Source organism: Paenibacillus sp. FSL M7-0656, from assembly GCF_038003225.1.
Taxonomy (GTDB): Bacteria; Bacillota; Bacilli; order Paenibacillales; family Paenibacillaceae; genus Paenibacillus; species Paenibacillus amylolyticus.
On record NZ_JBBOOT010000001.1, the window covers coordinates 5,009,094 to 5,029,833 of the forward strand.

Genomic DNA, 20,740 nt, shown 5'->3' on the forward strand with positions numbered 1-20,740 from the left:
GAACAAGAGATGAATATATGGCATATTTGCATCTTTGAATTAAGGCGTATTCTTAAGATTCGATCTGTGGTGTTAAACCTGTTTATTTTGCCGTTGTTACTGATTTTTATATTGGGCACGGCACTTTCCAGTACGATGGGTACGGCGGAGGATGTTATTCCCGATACTGTACGTGTGGGAATCATTCATTTGAGTACTGAATCTGGTGGAGGATCAAGTACGCTTAATCAAGCGCTGGATACATTCGTTGCATCCCCGGAAGTGGCTGAGATGGTCAAGGTGCAGAACTTTACAACTGAAGAAGAGGCCGTTCATTCGCTGCGTACCGACAAGCTGGACTTTGCTGTAATGATTCCTTCGGATTTTGAGCAAAACGTGATGATGGGGAAAGAGGCCAGGTTACAGTGGATACGAGGAAAGGACAACACACTTAATACCTTAGGTGAAACTTTGTTCACACGTTTTACGGATGAATGGAACCGACAGATGGCGATTACCAAAGTGCTCGGTCCGGAAGTAATTGTTGCCATGGCCTCTGCTTCGGAGTCTGGTACGGCGAATTCAACCTCGATTGCTGTCACTAATCCCGGTAAGACAGGTACGGCGTATAGTGCCTCCCAATACTATGCAGCTTCCATGCTGGCGATGTTCATGTTGTACTCAGGCATGACAACCAGTACCAGCCTTTTTGGAGAGCGTGATAACAAAACGTTAATTCGCCTTCAGGCTGCGCCTATAGGTAATGGAGTTATTTTCGCTGGCAAAATTGCAGGTAATAGTCTGCTCGCTTTCTTACAAGCAACAACGATCATCCTTATGACATATTGGCTCTACGGTGTGGATTGGGGAACCCATCCTTGGTATATTGTGCTGACTTGTGTATTCATCACCTTGGCATCCATGACTTTAGGCGTGATCGTCGCACTGGTATGTAAAAGCACAGCATCGGCCAGTGCAACCTTACAAGGTATCATCATTGCCATGACATTCATTAGCGGTGGATTTAGGCCCATTCCAATTGATTTTGTACAACGGATTAGTGAATTTACGGTTAACCACTGGGCGCTCCAGAGCTTTCTGAGAATGATGCTGGATGCACCTGTAGGAGAGATTGTGTATAACATTTTAATGTTAGGCGTGGTATGCGCTGTATTGCTGTTCATCTCAGGATTGATCTATAGAAAGGCAGGATACCGATATGAATAGTCTACACATCGCCTGGTTGATGATTAGACGTACACTTGGCCGTAAAATGGGCTTCATTACGTTTCTGCTTCTGCCTTGCCTGGTGGTTACGGGAGCGGTTGCCCTTTTTGGAAGTGAGCAGAGTACACGGACGGTCATTCCCTACGTCAATGAGGATACAGGGGTAGCAGGGACATGGATGATTCATGAACTTGCTGACAAGGAGGAGTACCTGCTCAAGCCAATGAACAACGAAGCAGAAGTGAAGGAAGCTATCGCTCAGCAAAAAGGAAGTTCTGGCATTATCATTCCCGCACATTATACAGAGGATCTGTTACAGGGTAAGGCAACCGAAATTCAACTGGTAGAACTGCGCATAAGTGAAGGTTCCTATACCCTACGAGCGGCTGTTGAAGGTTTGACTAGGGGATTGCAACAATCTGCTTCAGCTGTTAAGGTGGCGGCAGGTCCTGTCTCAAGTGAGACGGATATACTATCGAGTATAGAGAAGCCATTTGAACAGCTTCTACAGGAGATAGGAAAACATCAGGTTGCTGGTGAAGTCACCGATCTGCAGATCTATCCCAAGCCAGGCCTGAACAATGTGACTGGATTTACAATCATGTTTATGATGGGGCTGCTGACCAGTGCAGTGGCTGTGATAATGGAAGATCGCAGGAAACGCACGATGGCCAGAGTATATACGGCGCCCGTTCGTGCATATGAGATTGCACTTGGCAATTTCCTGGGTAGCTTTATCATTGGCATGATTCAGATTGTTCTGGTTTTGGGAGTCAGCAGGTGGCTGCTGCATTATGATGCCGGCATTCCTTTTGGAATTCATTTCATGATCTTGGCAGCGTTCATGCTGGTCTCCATGGGCATCGCAAGTACGGTTGCTGGATTGATCCGTAATTCCAAAAATGCCAACATGCTGAATTCACTTGTCATTATGCCAACCTGTATGATAGGTGGTTGTTTCTGGCCGATCTCGTTGATGCCGGATTATATGCAAAAGCTCGCCAACTTTGTTCCACAGAAATGGGCGATTCAGGCGGTGGAGACGATCTCTGCTGGCGGTACATTGTCGGATATCACATTGCCACTATTGATTTTGTTTGGCATGGCTGCCATTTTACTGACTGTTGGCTCTGCGATTCTACGCCCTAGCCAGCCAGGAGTAGAGGCATAAGGTAATACGACATAAAAGAAAGCACGCTCTGCTGAATTGAATTCAGTTAGAGCGTGCTTTCTTTGCATAAGGAATGATGCATTATGTGAGATATTGATGATTAAGGTTGGAGTTGACGCAGGACCGTTATTTCAACCCGACGGTTCTTTTGTCTTCCGGCCGCTGTGGTGTTGTCACCCGTTGGGCGAGTATCCGCATATCCGGCATACTGGAATCCGTCTGGATTAAGCTTCTCTGTATCCAAAAAGAATCGTAATACAGACAGTGCACGTTCTCCAGAAAGTTCCCAGTTGTCTTTGTACGTGGAGTTGGCCCCGACCGGAATATTGTCCGTATGTCCTTCGATGCTGACAACGGTATTCAGATCCCGAAACAGACTTGCCAGCTTGGTTAGTGTGGGTGCAGCATCCCCTTTGAGGGCAGCTTGCCCCTGATCAAACAGGAAGCGGTCACTAAGTGTAATGGATAGGCCCTGTGGCTTGTCCGCAACAAAAATCTGATTTTCCAGTTTATTATCCTCGATATATTGGGTAATCACATTGAACAGATTTTGCAATTCCTGCTCCTGTGATCTGAACTGTTCTTCCCGTTCTGTGAGGGGCTTGTTGTCATTATCTGGTGTTGCAGTCCCGGAATCGGAAGGGTTTCCTTCACCATCTGAAGGATCTTCACCCTGCACCTCGGATGGTGGAGTCTCTGTAATCGTTTGACCGGGTTTCTCACCGAGTCCCTCACCAAGCTCAAGGATTGAGTCGGACGCATTAAATGTATTTTGTAACGATTGAGTAACGACGTCATATTTACCGGAATCCAGATTGCTCATGGCATACATGATGACAAAAAAGATCAAAAGCAGCGTTATGAGATCGGCATAAGTAATCATCCAGCGATCCCGATGATCGATAGTTTCACGTTTTCCGCGCCGTTTACTGCGCCGACTCATCCAATCCCTCCTTTGCTAGGGGGCGTATATGCTGACGATGCGTGAGGGTGAAGGACTCCAGTCTTTTGCGTACAAGCTGGGGATTCTCACCGTTCTGAATGGCAAGTACACCTTCGAGAAGCATTTCCATGGTCTGCACTTCATCGGCACCTCTGGATTTGATCTTGGAGGCAATGGGCAAAAAGATAAGATTGGCACTGGCGACCCCATACAGGGTTGCGGTAAAGGCAACAGCAATGGCAGGTCCGAGTCCGGTTGGATCGGTCAAACTGCCAAGTACCTGAATAAGTCCCATCACGGTTCCGATGATGCCCATGGTTGGGGCGTACCCACCAGCAGATTCGAATATTTTGGCGTAACCCTCATGTTTTTGTTCAATAGAGTCGATCTCCATCTCCAGGATCTGGCGAACCACATCCTGATCGGTACCATCAACAACCATCTGAATACCGTCTTGCAAAAATGGATGCGGATGATCCATAACCTTGCGTTCCAATGCAAGTACACCTGAGCGGCGTGCGATTGAAGACATCTCCACCAGTTCTTCAACCCACAAGCCTGAATCATTATTGTTACGTCCAAAAGCCATACGCAGGGCAGCTGGAATCGTACGAAGGCGATGCGCCGGGAAACTGGCAACCACAGCAGCAATCGTTCCACCGAATACAATTAAAGCAGCCGTTTTTTGCAGGAGACCAGACAATTGGCCGCCTTCCCACAAAAAACCGCTAATGACTGCGGCAATTCCGGCAATAATACCGATAAGTGTCGCAATATCCATAAATTAACCCACTCCTATCTTCATTTCACGTTTGCATCACTAAAACGAACGAGGTATAATTAAACGGGAACAAATATTCCTATTACTATAAGTTTTCCCATATGAAAATTCGGGGAACTTCGACAATATATAGTGACTATTATTTTAGACGATAGGGTGAGATACGGCAATGAGCGATATTATAATGAGCGACAAAACGTTCGAAATCGAGTCAGAGTTTTCTCCCCAAGGTGATCAGCCTGCAGCCATTATAGAATTGGTGAAGGGTGTTCAGGAGGGGAAGAGATACCAGACACTGCTGGGTGCAACGGGTACGGGTAAGACGTTTACGATAGCCCAGACGATAGCCCAACTGCAACGTCCGACGCTGATTATTGCACACAATAAAACGTTGGCAGCGCAGCTTGCAAGTGAGTTCAAAGATTTTTTTCCTAATAACATGGTTGAGTATTTCGTCAGTTATTACGATTATTTTCAGCCAGAAGCATATATCCCGTCCTCCGATACGTATATCGAGAAGGATTCAAGTATTAATGAAGAGATCGACAAACTGCGGCATGCAGCGACAAGTTCGTTGTTTGAGCGCAGGGACGTCATCATTGTAGCGAGTGTTTCCTGCATTTATGGTTTGGGTTCACCGCACTCGTATTCAAGCATGTTGCTGTCACTTCGGGTAGGCATGGAGAAACCGCGCAATCAGATTTTGTCTCGTCTGGTAGAGATCCAGTATCAGCGGAACGATATTAACTTTGTGCGGGGTACATTCCGTGTTCGTGGGGATGTTGTTGAGATTTTCCCTGCTTCCAAGGGTGAACATGCAATTCGGGTTGAATTGTTTGGTGATGAGATCGAGAAAATTACGGAGATTGATGTGTTAACCGGAGAACTGATTGGTGAACGTGAACATATTGCCATCTTCCCGGCGTCTCACTTCGTAACGCAAGAAGAGACAATGAAGGTTGCGCTGGTGAACATTGAGCGTGAACTGGAGGAGCGTCTTGAAGTGTTGCGTGAACAGGGGAAACTGCTGGAGGCTCAGCGACTGGAGCAGCGCACAAGGTATGATATCGAGATGATGAAGGAAGTTGGATTCTGTTCGGGGATTGAGAACTATTCCGGTCCGCTGACTTTCCGCGAACGCGGCGATACCCCATACACACTGATGGATTACTTCCCGGATGACATGTTGATTGTGGTTGATGAGTCTCACGTGACTCTGCCACAGATCCGTGCGATGTACAATGGTGACCAAGCGCGGAAGACGGTATTGGTTGAGCATGGTTTCCGTCTACCGTCAGCGCTGGATAATCGTCCACTCAAATTCGATGAGTTCGAAGGCAAGATGGATCAGATCATCTATGTATCGGCCACACCAGGCCCGTATGAGATAGAGCATACCGATACGATGGTGCAACAGATTATCCGTCCAACCGGACTGCTTGATCCAATCATTGAACTGCGTCCAACAAAGGGGCAGATTGATGACTTGATTGGTGAGATTAACGACCGGATTGCCAAAGACGAGCGTGTGTTGATTACAACATTAACGAAGAAGATGTCCGAGGACCTGACGGATTATCTGAAGGAAGTTGGAATCAAAGTTCGTTATCTGCACTCCGAGATCAAAACGTTGGAACGGATGGCGATTTTACGTGATTTAAGGTTGGGCGTTTTCCATGTCCTGATCGGAATTAACTTGCTCCGGGAAGGTCTCGATCTGCCCGAAGTTTCCCTCGTCGCTATATTGGATGCTGATAAGGAAGGATTCCTGCGTTCCGAACGCTCACTGATCCAAACGATTGGTCGTGCGGCACGGAACAGCGAGGGTCGCGTTATTCTATACGGTGACAAAGTAACGGATTCGATGGATAAAGCGATAAAGGAAACAGAGCGTCGCCGCGCAATTCAGATCGAGTACAACGAGAAACATGGAATTACACCACAGACGATTCGCAAAAAAGTGCGTGATGTGATTGAGGCAACCAAAGTTGCCGAATCCAAGAAAGACTATCTTACAGGCGCAGCCGAGAAGATGTCGAAGAAAGATCGCCAGGCGCTTATTCAGCGCCTAGAGGTAGAGATGAAAGATGCAGCCAAAAACCTGCAGTTTGAGCGTGCTGCCGAGCTTCGCGATGCGTTGCTGGAACTTCGCGCTGAATAAGATACAGCTCATTCATATGCTCCGGTAAAGATGGATCTGTAACAAGAGAACGGCCAATTGGCCGTTCTCTTGTTGAGTAAGGAAATCGTTGATATCTACCGATAATAAGAGATGTTGAAATCTTGAATTCAGGTCTATACTGATAGAAATGTTGAAATTGGTTAAAAGGTTTATAGGAAAGCAATTGGGAGTCGAGAGTGCCCCGGTGTTGACCTCGGAGCCGAGCCGAAGGCAATGGCGACCTTGCCGCGACCAAGGCGAAGCCGAGAGCGTTCCGGTGTTGACCTAGGAGCCGAGCCAAAGGCAATGGCGACCCTGCCGCGACCAAGGCGAAGCCGAGAGCGTCATCGGTGTTGACCTAGGAGCCGAGCCAAAGGCAATGGCGACCTGACGCGACCAAGGCGAAGCTGAGAGCGACCCGGTATTGACCTTGGAGCCGAGCCGAAGGCAATGGCGACCTGACGCGAACGTGGCGAAGCCGAGAGCGTCCCGGTGTTGACCTTGGAGCCGAGCCGAAGGCAATGGCGACCTGACGCGAACGTGGCGAAGCCGAGAGCGTCCCGGTGTTGACCTTGGAGCCGAGCCGAAGGCAATGGCGACCTGTCGCGAACGTGGCGAAGCCGAGAGCGTCACCTCGCAGTAGAGCGGCCGTATAAGGTTCCGGCAATGAGCCGGAACCTTATACGGAGCCGCGGGCACACGACCACCCTTCACATAGCAAGACCCGACCCCTCACCGTTGCACCGCTTGTTTCGGGTGTCCAGAGGGCTGCGCCCTCTGGGGCCCTCCCTTGGAAGGGAGGGTTTGGGAGGGATCGAAAAGCCTTTTAAAAGGTTGGATTAGTAAATTTGAGAGGATGAATACTATTGGCGAGCGATAACATTGTCATTAAAGGCGCACGAGCGCATAACCTGAAAAATATCGACATTACCATCCCACGTGACCGCTTTGTTGTATTGACCGGCTTGAGTGGCTCAGGCAAGTCCTCGCTGGCTTTTGACACGATCTATGCCGAAGGACAGCGGCGTTATGTAGAATCATTGTCAGCTTACGCACGGCAGTTTCTGGGACAGATGGAGAAACCGGATGTGGATTCCATCGAAGGATTATCTCCTGCCATTTCAATAGATCAGAAAACAACAAGCCGTAACCCACGTTCCACAGTAGGAACTGTGACCGAAATCTATGATTATCTGCGTTTGTTATTTGCACGTGTGGGCCATCCACATTGTCCGGACCATGGCGTGGAGATCAGCTCCCAAACCGTAGAACAAATGGTTGACCGTATTATGCAATACCCAGAGCGTACCCGGCTACAAATATTGGCACCCATTATCTCTGGTCGTAAGGGTGAGCACAAAAGTGTGTTTGCTGATGTGTCCAAGCAGGGCTTTGTCCGTGTACGGGTAAACGGGGAATTGCGTGACTTGTCAGAAGATATTCAATTGGAGAAAAATAAAAAGCATACGATTGAAGTCGTTGTTGACCGGATCGTTGTTAAGGATGATGTACAGGCGCGTCTGGCCGACTCTATTGAAACAGCACTAAATCTGTCTGGTGGACAACTGCTGGTGGACATTATGGGTGAAGAAGAGCTGCGATTCAGTTCCAACTTTGCCTGCCCGGTGTGCGGATTCAGTATTGAAGAGCTGGCACCGCGGATGTTCTCATTTAACAGCCCTTTCGGGGCTTGCCCGGATTGTGATGGGTTAGGTGTCAAAATGATCGTTGACCCTGATCTGCTCGTACCGGATCGGACTAAGACCATCGAAGATGGAGCTTTTGATGCTTGGACAGGTGGCACATCCACCTATTATCCGCAGTTCCTGAAGTCAGTATGTGAGCACTTCAACATTCCGCAAAATGTACCTGTCGAAGATCTGCCGGCTGAGCAGATGAACAAGTTGTTACAGGGAACAGGTACGGAGAAAATCCGTTTCCGCTATGAGAATGATTTTGGACAACGGAAGGAAGCACTGGTTACCTTCGAAGGTATCGTGAATAACCTGGAGCGTCGTTACCGGGATACAGCATCTGAAGGTATCCGTGAGTTTATTGAGGGTTACATGAGTGCGAAGCCTTGTGGTACATGTAAAGGTCAGCGTCTGAAACGGGAAAGTCTCGCAGTTACGATTAATGATCACAACATGGCGTATGTGACTAGTTTGTCCATTGGTGAAGCTGGCCGATTCTTTGATACATTGGAATTGAGTGAGAAAGAGCAGACGATTGCCAAGCTTATTCTGAAAGAAATCAACAGTCGTCTCGGCTTCCTGGTGAATGTTGGTCTGGATTATCTTACACTGAGTCGTGCTGCCGGAACATTGTCAGGTGGGGAAGCCCAGCGGATCAGACTGGCCACACAGATTGGTTCCAGCCTGATGGGTGTATTGTATATTCTCGATGAGCCAAGTATCGGTCTGCATCAACGGGATAATGATCGTCTGATCTCAACGCTTGCGCATATGCGCGACATTGGTAATACGTTGATCGTGGTTGAACATGATGAAGATACGATGATGGCTGCCGATTATATTATTGATATTGGCCCAGGTGCAGGTATCCACGGAGGTACCATCATGTCACAGGGTACACCGGAGGAGATCATGAACGATGAGAACTCCTTAACCGGTCAATATCTGAGTGGACGCAAATTCATTCCGATTCGTACTGAACGTAGAAGTGTAGGAGACCGTTGGTTGGAAGTACGTGGAGCTAAAGAAAATAACCTGAAGAATCTGAATGTGAAGATTCCTGTAGGTGTATTTACTGCGGTAACGGGTGTGTCTGGCTCAGGTAAATCCACATTGATCAATGAGATCCTCTACAAAACGCTGGCACGTGATCTGAACCGTGCTCGGGTACGTCCGGGTCAACATAAAGAGATTCGTGGTCTGGAGCATATCGATAAAGTTATCGATATTGACCAGTCGCCAATCGGGCGGACACCACGTTCCAACCCGGCTACGTATACCGGTGTCTTTGATGATATCCGGGATCTGTTTGCTCAGACGAACGAAGCCAAGGTACGTGGATACAAGAAAGGCCGGTTCAGTTTTAATATCAAAGGTGGACGTTGTGAAGCCTGCCGTGGAGACGGCATTATCAAAATCGAGATGCACTTCTTGCCGGATGTCTATGTTCCTTGTGAAGTCTGCAAAGGCAAACGATACAACCGGGAAACGCTTGAAGTGAAATATAAAAACAGAAATATTTCCGATGTGTTGGAAATGACGGTTGAAGATGCAACCCAATTCTTCGAGAACATTCCGAAGATCCATCGTAAAATGCAGACACTGATGGATGTGGGTCTGGGTTATATCAATCTGGGACAACCTGCAACCACATTGTCTGGTGGTGAAGCCCAGCGGGTGAAGCTCGCTTCCGAGCTGTATCGCCGCAGTACGGGGAAAACCATCTACATCCTCGATGAGCCGACTACCGGTTTGCATGTCGATGATATCGATCGTTTGCTGAACGTATTACACCGTCTGGTTGATTCTGGGGAATCGGTGCTAGTGATCGAGCATAACCTGGATGTGATCAAAACGGCAGACTATGTTGTTGATCTGGGTCCAGAAGGCGGTAGCGGTGGAGGTACCATTGTTGCAACCGGAACACCTGAGGATATCGTTAAAGTGGAAGCTTCTTATACCGGCAAGTACTTGAAGCCGGTTCTGGAGCGGGATACCGAGCGGAGCAAGGCACTGCAGTTGGTGGACTAAGGTCCTCTAACCAGTAGTTATACCAATATGAAGTGGCAGTATTGGCCCTTCTTCTCGAAAAGGTAAAGACGTTGGATTACGATCTAATGTGCTCTGCTTCTGAGAAGAAGGGCTTTCATTATGAATTATGCACGGTGTTTCCTTCGGACTAAGGTTATTCCGTGAAAGTGTTTACATATGCATTGCGACGAGCGTTACAGGAATATTCGGCCAAATTGTCTTTTTTTCATTTTTATGGATGATAGGGCTTGCATTACAAGCAGGGTACAGATAACATAGAGGAAGATATTAGGGTATGCGTTAGCTGTTCAACTATGGTAAGGAGGTCTGTCTATCCATGCTGTTTGCAGAAGCTGCCACGGCGAGTACATCGAATTTTAATGCATTTGATATTTTTGTCATCTTATTTACGATCCTGATTTTCATCGGAGTTGTTCGGCTTCTTCGGGCACCGAAGAAAAATCTGTTTGCGATCGGATTTGCAGTAGTCAGCCTACTGGTATTTCTGATGACAGACTATGCGATGATAACGGGTTGGTTTGCTCAGTAGGAATGCTGCTGAAGTGAATGGAATTTAAGCCAAAAGAGATATGGAGGAACACTTTCCATGGGAGACATGGAGGGTGTTTTTTTTCGTTTATATGGAGCGATTGAACAGGATTCTATCTTCTCTACTAAAATAGGACTTAAAACAATTGTATATCCAGATTCTGTATGATACATTGAGGGATACCGGAATTGCAGATGAGAGAAAAAGAGAATAGATTCAGCGATGAATCCGATGTCGAGTCGCGCAAGAAGGATGTATAGAGAGGGTCAGGTGAGAATATGAGCGTGTTGGGTAAAAAGGGGATAGCCATACTGATGGCTGCTGTACTCTCGATTAGTGTAGCGGCAACGGCCGGTGCAGCTGAATCCAAAGCGGCGATGCAAGCGAAAGTGGTAGACGGTCAAGTCTATGTGAACACCAAGGATCTGCTCAAGGCAGTTGGTGGAACTGGACAATATGATGCCAAATCAGGAACGTACACGTACAAGGGAAGTGAAGCCATTCCCAAAGTGATCGAAAAGGTATCTCCTTCCGTCGTAGGAATTATTGGGAAATCTACCGAAGCGCAGGACGGTGCAACATCAGACGACCGTTATAATCTTGCACATGGTACAGGTGTCATTATCCGGTCGAACGGATGGATTGTAACGAATGCTCACGTGGTCGACGGATTAACGAACCCCGTGGTCGTAACGACGGATGGCAATACATACAAAATTACGAAAACATACAGTGATGCACTAAGTGATCTGGCGCTAATCAAAATCAATGCCAAATCACTCAAACCGGCGAGCTTTGCCAAAGCTTCACAAACTACTGTTGGAGAAACGGTGATCGCCTTGGGTACGCCGATTTCCTTTTCTCTGCGCAACTCGGCAACGGTAGGGGTAATTAGCGGCTTGAATCGTGGTGTTGAGGCGACCTACCGGTTGATTCAGACCGACACGGCCATTAACCCAGGAAATAGCGGAGGACCGCTGGTCAACCTGAAGGGTGAAGTGGTTGGTATCAATTCCATGAAATTTTCTGCGGTCGGCGTAGAGAGTTTGGGGTTTTCGATTCCAGTGGATACCGTTCAATATATCATCGATCAGTTTTTTAAATATGGCAAAATAAAACGTGCAAGTCTGGGGCTACAGCTGGAGGAAAGTTGGTCTGCGATTGTGGGGCTGCCTACAGATGATCCCTTAACGATTACGGGCGTACTGTCTCCAGAAGCCAAGAAAGCCAAAATCAAAGAGGGCGATGTCCTATACAGTGTCGCGGGCACACGTGTCTCTTCAGTAGTGGATATCAATGAGTTGCTCAAAAAGTATCTGCCTGGGCAAAAGGTAAAGCTGTTGATGCAATCGGATGGCGATATCGTCACCCGCACGTTGGTGCTTGCTGATCGCGCAGACATCGTAGACGAGGAAGATGAAGCGTTCCTTGCAGATGAAGAACAATAAAGCCCGGCGATCAGCCCGGATGGAGAGAGGACGAAAGAACGGAATGAAAAAGTCATGGATACGTGTGCTAAGCACAGGTGTATTAACCGGGATGCTGACCATTGGCGCGGCATTGCCTGTATGGGCATCTGATCTGACGACAAGTGAACTACGTGTCAAAGCTGGGAGCACGAGCGCCTACATCAACGGCGATAAGCAGGCCATAGCCAAACCTTACAAGTTCAAGGGTGTTACGATGGTGCCTGTGGGAGTGTTCAAGAAAGCATTTGGCAGTGAAATCCGGCTGGAGAAAAATGATGTTGTCAAAATCAAGGAAGGTCCACACACGGTTACCCTAACGATTGGCAGTTCAATTGCCTGGGTGGATGGTGTTAAACATGAGATGGGTGCCGCTCCCAAGATGGTGAATGGTGTACTTATGGTTCCACTTCGTCCGGTTGCTGCCGGTATCGGGGCGACGCTAGCTCCAACTAGCTCCGGAGAAATGGTCATTCGTCTGTTGCAAACCGATGATTCGGTGGATGACGAGGATGGCATTCATCCGGATGAAGGCAAAACCAGAATTGGTAACAGTTTTTACGGTTGGTCCATTAACTACCCGGCAGACCTTATCGTTTTCCAGACCGGTGAGCAGGAGCGCATGATGACTTTTGGCACTGCGGACAACAGTTATTATCTTGAAGTGTATGTCAGCGATCAGGATGTGGCTCTGGATGCGGATGATTTGTTGCAGCAACTCGTCCAGGAGGCCAAACAATCGGGAGATACGGTGCTGGATCGTCAAGCGGTGTCGAAAGGCAAAACACCTTATGCACGGATTATCGTGAAGGATGTAGACGGCATGTTATGGGAGATGCGTCAGTATCTGAGCGAAGGTCGTCAATATGATGTGTACCTCGCGGATTACGAAGCCCTGAATTATAAAGATCTGGGCAAACGTGCAGCGCTACTCAATTCATTCCAGCCAACCTATGCAGAGTCGGATCGAACGATTAAGGATCTGTCCACCGTAGATAATGGCATGCGCTCCGCGTGGAACGATGACTATGGTATTGAATTGAAGATTCCAGCCGGCTGGTCGATGGATAACAATCAGATGATCTATGAAGCCAAGGATGGTGCGTATCTGCAATGGCGTGTCACTTCGGCGAAGGCAGGTACAACGGTAAAAGACTGGAGCGGCCAACTGGATAAGTGGATGCGCGAGACATTTACACCAGAGAGTTACGAGCCAATTGGTTCATATACGATGGATATCTCGGGAGAAACTGCCGAGGTGAATGAATTCCGTTATAACTTTGGCGGGGGCTGGCAGACCGAGTTCGATGTTCTTTTGCAGAAGAATGGGTATCGGTATTATGCAGAGTATACGTTCCCTGAGGAGCAAAGTGCAGATCGGGCATGGTTTGAACGGATTATGAAGAGTGTGGAGATTGATTTTGATACGGTTGCCGATAATTTCGGTCAGCTGGATGAAGATCCTTATTTGACAGACAAAACGAAGACACTTACACGTACGTCCAAACGTTATAAATACAGTGTAGATATTCCGCGTTACTGGACGCCGTATAGTGATCGATTCGAATATTCACCTGTGGTGTACACCTTTACTGGCGGAGAATTCTCCATTGCGGCGAGCGAAGACAAGTCTATCGAGATGACGGTCAGCCAATTGAGAGAAGCCTATGCCGAAGCCACCAAAACCCGTAAGAACTTCAAGTTGCTTGGCAGTGAAGAGCTGACGTTTGCGGGTGTGCCTGCATTTTCCTTTACGTATCATGAGCTGGACAAAGGCATGCCATATGCGGGTCGTCAGATCGTGTTTGAAAAGGACGGAACAACCTATACGATCACAAGTGGGCTGAATGATGCCAACAAGACAGAAGTTCAGGCAGCCGCCTTGGAAAAAGCAGTGAACTCATTTACTTTTATTAAATAAATGTAGTGGAGCCGGAGGGTCAAAAGACCTTTCGGCTTATTTGTTTTCTGTATAAGATAAATTAAATATTTACACTGGGACGAAGAGTGCAGAACCGATCTGAAGAAGCGAAGCGTGCGCGTTTATCACCAGATTTTTCCCCCGTTAGATAAGGAAATAAAAAAAAATCTGGGGGGAACAGCGATCGGAAGATGGTACTGCAATCGGAGTGTCTAGTGTAAATCTTAATGGAAATGAAAATGGTAAACGGTTTTTTCAGGAAAACGTAGAAGAGTCGGTGCAGAAGTGGTACACTATACTAGTTCAGGAGTTATGACTACTGATCTGATGAATAGGAATGACTGTAAGCTTGGAGTTCAGGCAATACAGACATAATAGATAGATATTGTAATACCGTGACAATGCAGGTGTACCCGATAAGGTGCAGTCTTAGGCTTAGTATGTTCAGGCGTTTAAGGATATAGGGATGAAATCCGGCGGATAGCCGGTTATGGGGAGGATCTACATGAAAACAGCAACAATACGAAGAGAAGACGTTGAACTTCTGGCACCGGCTGGTGACTGGGATTGTATGCGTTCGGCGGTAGCTAATGGCGCAGATGCAATTTTCTTCGGAGTCGAAAAGTTTAATGCACGGGCACGGGCGAACAATTTCCGTATGGACGAGCTGCCGGAGATAATGGCGTTTTTGCACAGTTATGGCGTAAAAGGTTTTTTGACCTTTAATATATTGATTTTTGAAAATGAATTGACGGATGCCAAAGAACTGATTGACGCTTGTGTCGATGCAGGTGTGGACGCTGTAATTGTTCAGGATTTGGGTTTGGTGAAGATGATCCGCGAGATCTCGCCGGATTTCCCGATTCACGGTTCAACACAGATGACAATTACGTCTCCGGAAGCGGTCGAGTTTACGAAGCCGTTTGATATGGAACGTGTCGTTCTGGGACGGGAGAACAACCTGAAGCAGATCCAGAAGATCGGTGAGCAGGCAAAACTTCCAATGGAAGTATTTGTTCATGGTGCGCTGTGTGTATCCTACTCGGGGCAGTGTCTTACTTCCGAAATGTGGGGAGGACGTTCGGCGAACCGTGGGGAGTGCGCACAAGCTTGTCGTCTTCCATATGACCTGATGGTGGATGGGGTACACAAACCGATGGGTGATGTAGCCTATCTGTTGTCTCCGAAAGATCTGGCAGCGATTGACCTGATGCCGGAACTGATCGAAGCAGGAGTAACTTCTTTCAAAATTGAAGGACGTCTCAAAACGCCGGAATACGTAGCAAACGTAGTAAGCAAATATCGTAAAGCGATTGACCGTTATTTTGATGGAGATAACACACCGCCAAGCAAGGAAGAAGTTCGCGAATTGCAGCAAAGCTTCTCCCGTGGATTCACACATGGTTTCCTGAGCGGTACAAACAACAAAGAACTGGTGGATGGAACGTTCCCGAAAAGCCGTGGTGTCTACCTCGGTCGTGTAGATCAAGTGTTGCGCGATGGTGTGGTCCTGAAGCTGGATGCACCTGTGAAACGTGGAGACGGAATTGTATTTGACGCCGGAGACCCGACTCAGAAGGAAGAAGGCGGACGGGTATACGATGTGCGTCGCAAAGGTGTAAAACTCGAAGGCGAAGCCGAAGAGGGCTGGATCGTTGACGTTGTGCCAGGCCGCAGTGACGTAGATCTGCGCCGCGTGAAAGTTGGCGACAAAGTGTGGAAAACGAATGACCCGGCGCTGGACAAACGTCTACGTCAAAGCTTCGAGACCGAGAAGCCGTACCGTGTATTCCCAGTGAAGGTGAAGGTCATCGGCAGCCCGGGGCAGCCGCTTAGCACATGGTGGACAGACGTGCAGAAAGGCACGACCGTCCGGATTGATTCCGAGATGGAACTGGATATCGCGCAGAAACGTCCAATGACACATGAATTGCTCGAAGAGCAGTTCGGACGTCTGGGAGGCACCGTGTTCCAGTTGGAAGGAATGGACGTCAACCTGCACGGTGACGTCATCATCCCAATGCGCGAGTTGAATAATATTCGCCGTCAGGCGGTAGAACAACTCGCGGGCGAACGTCCTAAACCGCCTGTCTACGTGAAACGGGCGGTAGATGTGTACGGCGATTCAGTTAAACCGGCATCGCCAGTCACTCGCGGTCAAGCAGAGCTGACCGCGCTCTGCCGCAGCCTGCCACAAGTGGAGGCAGCGATTGAAGCAGGAATCGGCATGATCTATGCTGACTTTGAATTTATCAAGCAGTTCCCGGCAGCCGTGGAAGCTGTGCATGCCGCTGGTCGCAAGATCGCGCTGGCAACACCGCGTATTCATATGCCTGGGGAGAACGGATATCACAACAACATCTTGCGTCTGAAGCCGGATGCGGTATTGGTACGTAATACAGGCGCACTGTACTTCTACCTGCGTCACCGGATGGAAAACCCGGATGCGAAGCACCCGGAATTGATCGGCGACTTCTCATTGAACATCGCCAATCACAAAGCAGTAGAATTGTTCCTGGAAGCCGGATGTGACTGGATTACGCCATCCTATGACCTGAACATTCAACAAATGGTTGATTTGCTGGGTCACTCCCGTACAAGTCAGACCGAAGTGGTTATCCATCAGCATCTGCCGATGTTCCATACCGAGCACTGTGTATATTGTACGTTCATGAGTGAAGGAACGGACTTCACGAACTGTGGCCGTCCTTGTGAGGAACAGCGTGCATCACTGCAAGACCGGATCGGCATGTCCCACCCGGTACGTGTGGATGAAGGTTGCCGTAATACGGTATACAATGCAGTGGAGCAGTCGGGTGCCGAGTATCTGACCAACTTTATGGATCTGGGTGTATCCCGTTACCGTGTGGAGTTCCTGGAAGAGACACCTGAGCAGGTACGTGAAGTAATTGATCTGTATAACCGTGCACTGCGCGGCGAGATCAGTGGTACACAAGTTTGGAAAACACTTAAAGCAACGAACCAACTGGGCGTTACACGTGGTCAATTGGTGAAATAAACAGTTTTATGGTACAACAACAGTTACAAGTATGAAGGAACCCCAAACTCTGCTTCAAGGAGCTCTTGGGGTTTTTTTACATCATGATACAGGAGGCGAAGAAGCGTGGCGCCATTCACAATTATGGATATCAAATTGCTGTGCGGGGTCACGGCATTCAAGCGCGGAGAAGATTATAACCAATCTGGCAGGGTGACCAATCTGGTGGTCGGTGAGGATCAGCTTCATTATGAAGCTCAGGTACGTGGATCGGAACGTTATCAGGTGACCGTGGATATAGATGGAACGGGTGAGGTTGTAGCAGGCTGCAGTTGTCCGGGTGATGGCAGGCATTATGACTATTGCAAACATGTCGCTGCTGTCCTGTTGGCTATTCACGAATGGGGTGAGCAGCAGGAGCGTAATGCCACGATTGCTTCGGGGAAGCCTCCTCAACCTGCTCCAGGCCAAGGAGCCAATACCAGTTCCAGTTCAGGTTCCAAGTCCAGGGTTGGGACGTTGGTCGAAGAGAGCATGTGGGAGCGACCGCAGTCCCCTTCACAACGAGAGCAACTGAATGATGCCCCAGAGCGTCCGCCCGTTCACTTTGCCCAAGCAGGTCGTCCAAGCTCAGCTTCGGGGTGGGGCCGCTCGGCAGATAAACCTTCATACCGTACGGCGGATCAGATTCTGTCCATGTTTGCCAAGGATCGGAGACCGCTGCATGGAAATGATCGTAAATACACTGCCCCTGTCAGCCGTTCCTCCCTGCGGGAAGAATTGCAGGTTCAGTTTATATGTAAGCTGACACAGGTTCACAAGGGTGGTGGGAAACTTGCTCTTGAATTGAAAGTGGGTAACAAACGTCTGTATGTGGTGCAGAAAGTGAAGCAATTCCTGAACTGTATCGAGAAGGGCGAGCCAATGTCATTTACCAAACTGTTCCACTATGATCCATTGATGCATGTTTTCACTCCGCAGGATCAGGCCATTCTCTCGATGCTTATTCGAATGAGACAGAGTGAGGAGGCCTATCGCCAATCCATCTCCGGTTATCTGGGAGCTTCGGACGGACGGGATATATTGATTGCTCCTCTCGTATGGAAGCCATTGCTGGAATTGTTGCTACAGGCTGACAGCCGGATGGAGGGCACGGGATTTGCCAATGGACCACTCACACTGGGTGAGGGGGTACTTCCTTTATTTTACCGGATCGCCCAGGGAGCGAATGAAGGATATCAGCTTGAAATTTCGGGACTGCGTGAGCTGATTCTTCTCCCTGCTTATGATGCCGCTGTGGTGGAAGGACAGTTGCATATGTTGGAGCCGATGCAGATGCGAAGTCTGGAGGACTTGAGTGGGGCGCTCACGTCGTATGGAATCAAGGAAAGCATCGATATTTCGACTCAGCAGGTGGATGAATTCGTACAGCATGTCGTGCCAGAACTGCGTACGCTTGGACATCTGTCCATTGATTCGCAGGTGCGTGAACAGATCGCGGAACCGGAACTTTCACCGAAGCTGTACATTGACTTCTATCGTGAACGTATTACAGCGCGTCTGGAATTCGACTATGAGGTCATGGTTATTAATCCGCTTGCCGAGTATTTAATAGATGAAGAAGAGAAAAAGGTTATTTTGGTGCGTGATCGATACAAAGAGCGGAATCTGATTGAACGGCTTGATCGATCCTTTCTCAAAAGGGATGGTAGTGTTTGGGCGAGCGAACGGGAAGATGCCATCTATGATGTCATGTATCATCTGTTGCCTGAGCTTGAGAAACAGGTAGATATCTATATGCCAAACGCCGTGAAGGCGATGGTGCAATCCTATCCAACACCGCCGAAAGTACGGGCAGATTTGGGAAGAGGATTGGACTGGCTGGAGATTTCATTTGAGATGGAAGGGGTGGACGAGCAGGAGCTTCAGGAACTCATGCGTCGTATTGTGGAAAAGAAACCGTATTTCCGTCTCAAGAGCGGTGTCTTTCTCTCGCTTGAAAATGAAGGTGCAAATAGCTTCGCTCACATGGCCGATTCACTTGGGCTGGGAGCAGGTGACATCAAGAGCAGCCATATCCGGCTGCCAGCTGTTCGGGCGTTACAATTGCCAGGCAGGGATGAAGTTTCCGGTCATGTGAAGTGGGGAGGCTCCCTGAAACGTTTCCTTGATGATCTGCGAGATCCCGAACGGATGGATTTTGCATTGCCAGAGACACTGACCCCCATCCTGCGGGATTATCAGAACAGCGGATACCAGTGGCTGCGTACCCTCGCTTATTATCGTTTTGGCGGCATTCTTGCGGATGATATGGGACTTGGCAAAACGTTGCAAAGCATCGCGTATATCACAGCGGTACTTCAGGAGAAGCCTGAGTACAACATTGAGCATACGAGCGGTGATAAATACCGGGAGAGCGGATCATTACGGGGTGGTGAAACGTTGGCGACTACCGACATCGATCCCGAAACTGGGCTCCCATTGGACAAGATGGCTTCAGTGAATACAGATGGCTTATGGTCTACGATGCAGCAGGATGGACTAACAATCCGAACGAGGGTCATTCATCCCCCGGTACTTGTCGTGGCGCCTGCCTCGCTAACCTACAACTGGGCTAATGAGTTTGCGCGGTTCGCCCCGCATCTGAAAGTTTTGATCGCAGCCGGTCAGAAAGAAGAACGAGCCAATATGCTTTCAGGCATGGATGAGGCAGATGTGATTGTGACGTCGTATCCTCTGTTGCGACGGGATTTGGACACCTATCTCGGCCGAACCTTCCATACGCTCATTTTGGATGAAGCTCAGGCAATCAAAAATGCTTCTTCCCAGACCGCGCAGGCAGTCAAACAAATTCAAGCTCCGCGCCGTTTTGCACTCACAGGTACACCTGTGGAGAACTCGCTGGATGAATTGTGGTCCATTTTTGAATCGGTATTCCCTGGGTTATTTCCAAGTTACAGAAGATTCCGCGACCTTCCTCCGGAACGGATCTCGCGGATGGTACGTCCGTTTATTCTGCGCCGTTTGAAGAAGGATGTGTTGGAAGAATTGCCTGATCGAATTGAAACGGTACAGCGGTCAGAGCTTACGGTTGAACAGAAGAAATTGTATGCCGCATACCTTTCCCAGCTTCAGGATGAAGCATCGAAGGACATGGAGGATAACGGATTCCAGAAGAATCGTATCAAAATTCTGGCTGGCATCACGCGCTTACGTCAGTTGTGTTGTCATCCGGCCCTCTTTGTTGAAGGATATCAAGGCGATTCCGGGAAAATGGAACAGTTGCTTGAAACGGTCGAGGATTGTTTGGCTGCAGGGAAACGAATTCTCATCTTCTCCCAATTTGCGAGCATGTTGAACCTGATTCGTCAGACCCTTGCGGCACAGGGAAGGAATCTGTTCTACCTCGATGGTCAGACCCCTGCACAGAGCCGCGTCGAGATGTGCCACAGATTTAATGAGGGCGAAGCTGAACTGTTCTTAATCTCCCTGAAAGCTGGCGGTACCGGACTAAATTTAACGGGGGCAGATACCGTTATATTATATGATCTATGGTGGAATCCCGCCGTGGAAGAACAGGCAATTGGCCGTGCCCATCGTATGGGACAGAAACAAGTGGTGCAAGTCATCCGCTTGGTTACCGAGGGTACGATCGAAGAGAAGATTTTGGAACTCCAGCAGCGCAAGAAGGACTTGATTGCCGAAGTGATCGAACCGGGAGACGGAGGATCGACGACCTTATCCGAACAGGATATCCGCGAATTGTTGATGGTATAATGGAGTCCAAGCATCGTAGCAATAGGAATCATTAATTATAA

General features: G+C 48.6%; 11 protein-coding genes. 9 read left to right on the plus strand and 2 right to left on the minus strand.

What is annotated here, in order from left to right; genetic code table 11:
- Positions 1-9: 9 nt before the first annotated feature.
- Positions 10-1,206, plus strand: coding sequence for an ABC transporter permease (locus MHI01_RS22045; RefSeq protein ID WP_340984156.1), 1,197 nt, complete (start codon positions 10-12; stop codon positions 1,204-1,206).
- Positions 1,199-2,377 (plus strand): ABC transporter permease, encoded by a 1,179-nt coding sequence (locus tag MHI01_RS22050; RefSeq protein WP_339284396.1) that lies wholly within the window; start codon positions 1,199-1,201, stop codon positions 2,375-2,377. Before MHI01_RS22045 ends, MHI01_RS22050 begins: the two co-directional genes overlap by 8 nt.
- 100 nt (positions 2,378-2,477) lie before the next feature.
- Here MHI01_RS22050 and MHI01_RS22055 read toward each other — a convergent pair whose 3' ends face one another.
- Complete coding sequence (locus tag MHI01_RS22055; protein WP_340984157.1) at positions 2,478-3,320, minus strand: flagellar motor protein MotB; 843 nt, start codon at positions 3,318-3,320, stop codon at positions 2,478-2,480.
- Positions 3,304-4,101, minus strand: a complete 798-nt coding sequence (locus MHI01_RS22060; RefSeq protein ID WP_036612388.1) for a flagellar motor protein — start codon at positions 4,099-4,101, stop codon at positions 3,304-3,306. Before MHI01_RS22060 ends, MHI01_RS22055 begins: the two co-directional genes overlap by 17 nt.
- A gap of 169 nt (positions 4,102-4,270) precedes the next feature.
- Here MHI01_RS22060 and uvrB point away from each other — a divergent pair, with 169 nt between their 5' ends.
- The 7 genes from uvrB to MHI01_RS22095 all read left to right on the plus strand — a co-directional run bounded on the left by uvrB (position 4,271) and on the right by MHI01_RS22095 (position 20,699).
- The gene (uvrB, locus tag MHI01_RS22065) at positions 4,271-6,262 is read left to right on the plus strand and encodes an excinuclease ABC subunit UvrB (protein ID WP_036612386.1); all 1,992 of its coding nucleotides are present in this window, start codon (positions 4,271-4,273) and stop codon (positions 6,260-6,262) included.
- 866 nt (positions 6,263-7,128) lie between these two features.
- Positions 7,129-9,987, plus strand: a complete 2,859-nt coding sequence (gene uvrA / locus MHI01_RS22070; RefSeq protein WP_091013108.1) for an excinuclease ABC subunit UvrA — start codon at positions 7,129-7,131, stop codon at positions 9,985-9,987.
- A gap of 337 nt (positions 9,988-10,324) precedes the next feature.
- Entirely contained in the window at positions 10,325-10,537 is a 213-nt protein-coding gene (locus tag MHI01_RS22075) for a hypothetical protein (RefSeq protein ID WP_017692026.1), read from the plus strand.
- Positions 10,538-10,815: 278 nt separating this feature from the next.
- Entirely contained in the window at positions 10,816-11,985 is a 1,170-nt protein-coding gene (locus tag MHI01_RS22080; protein WP_036612382.1) for a S1C family serine protease, read from the plus strand.
- Positions 11,986-12,028: 43 nt separating this feature from the next.
- Entirely contained in the window at positions 12,029-13,924 is a 1,896-nt protein-coding gene (locus tag MHI01_RS22085) for a stalk domain-containing protein (RefSeq protein ID WP_340984158.1), read from the plus strand.
- A gap of 505 nt (positions 13,925-14,429) precedes the next feature.
- Positions 14,430-16,943, plus strand: coding sequence for a U32 family peptidase (locus MHI01_RS22090; protein WP_047840632.1), 2,514 nt, complete (start codon positions 14,430-14,432; stop codon positions 16,941-16,943).
- A 105-nt stretch (positions 16,944-17,048) separates the two neighbouring features.
- Positions 17,049-20,699, plus strand: coding sequence for a DEAD/DEAH box helicase (locus MHI01_RS22095; RefSeq protein WP_340984159.1), 3,651 nt, complete (start codon positions 17,049-17,051; stop codon positions 20,697-20,699).
- Positions 20,700-20,740 lie beyond the last annotated feature (41 nt).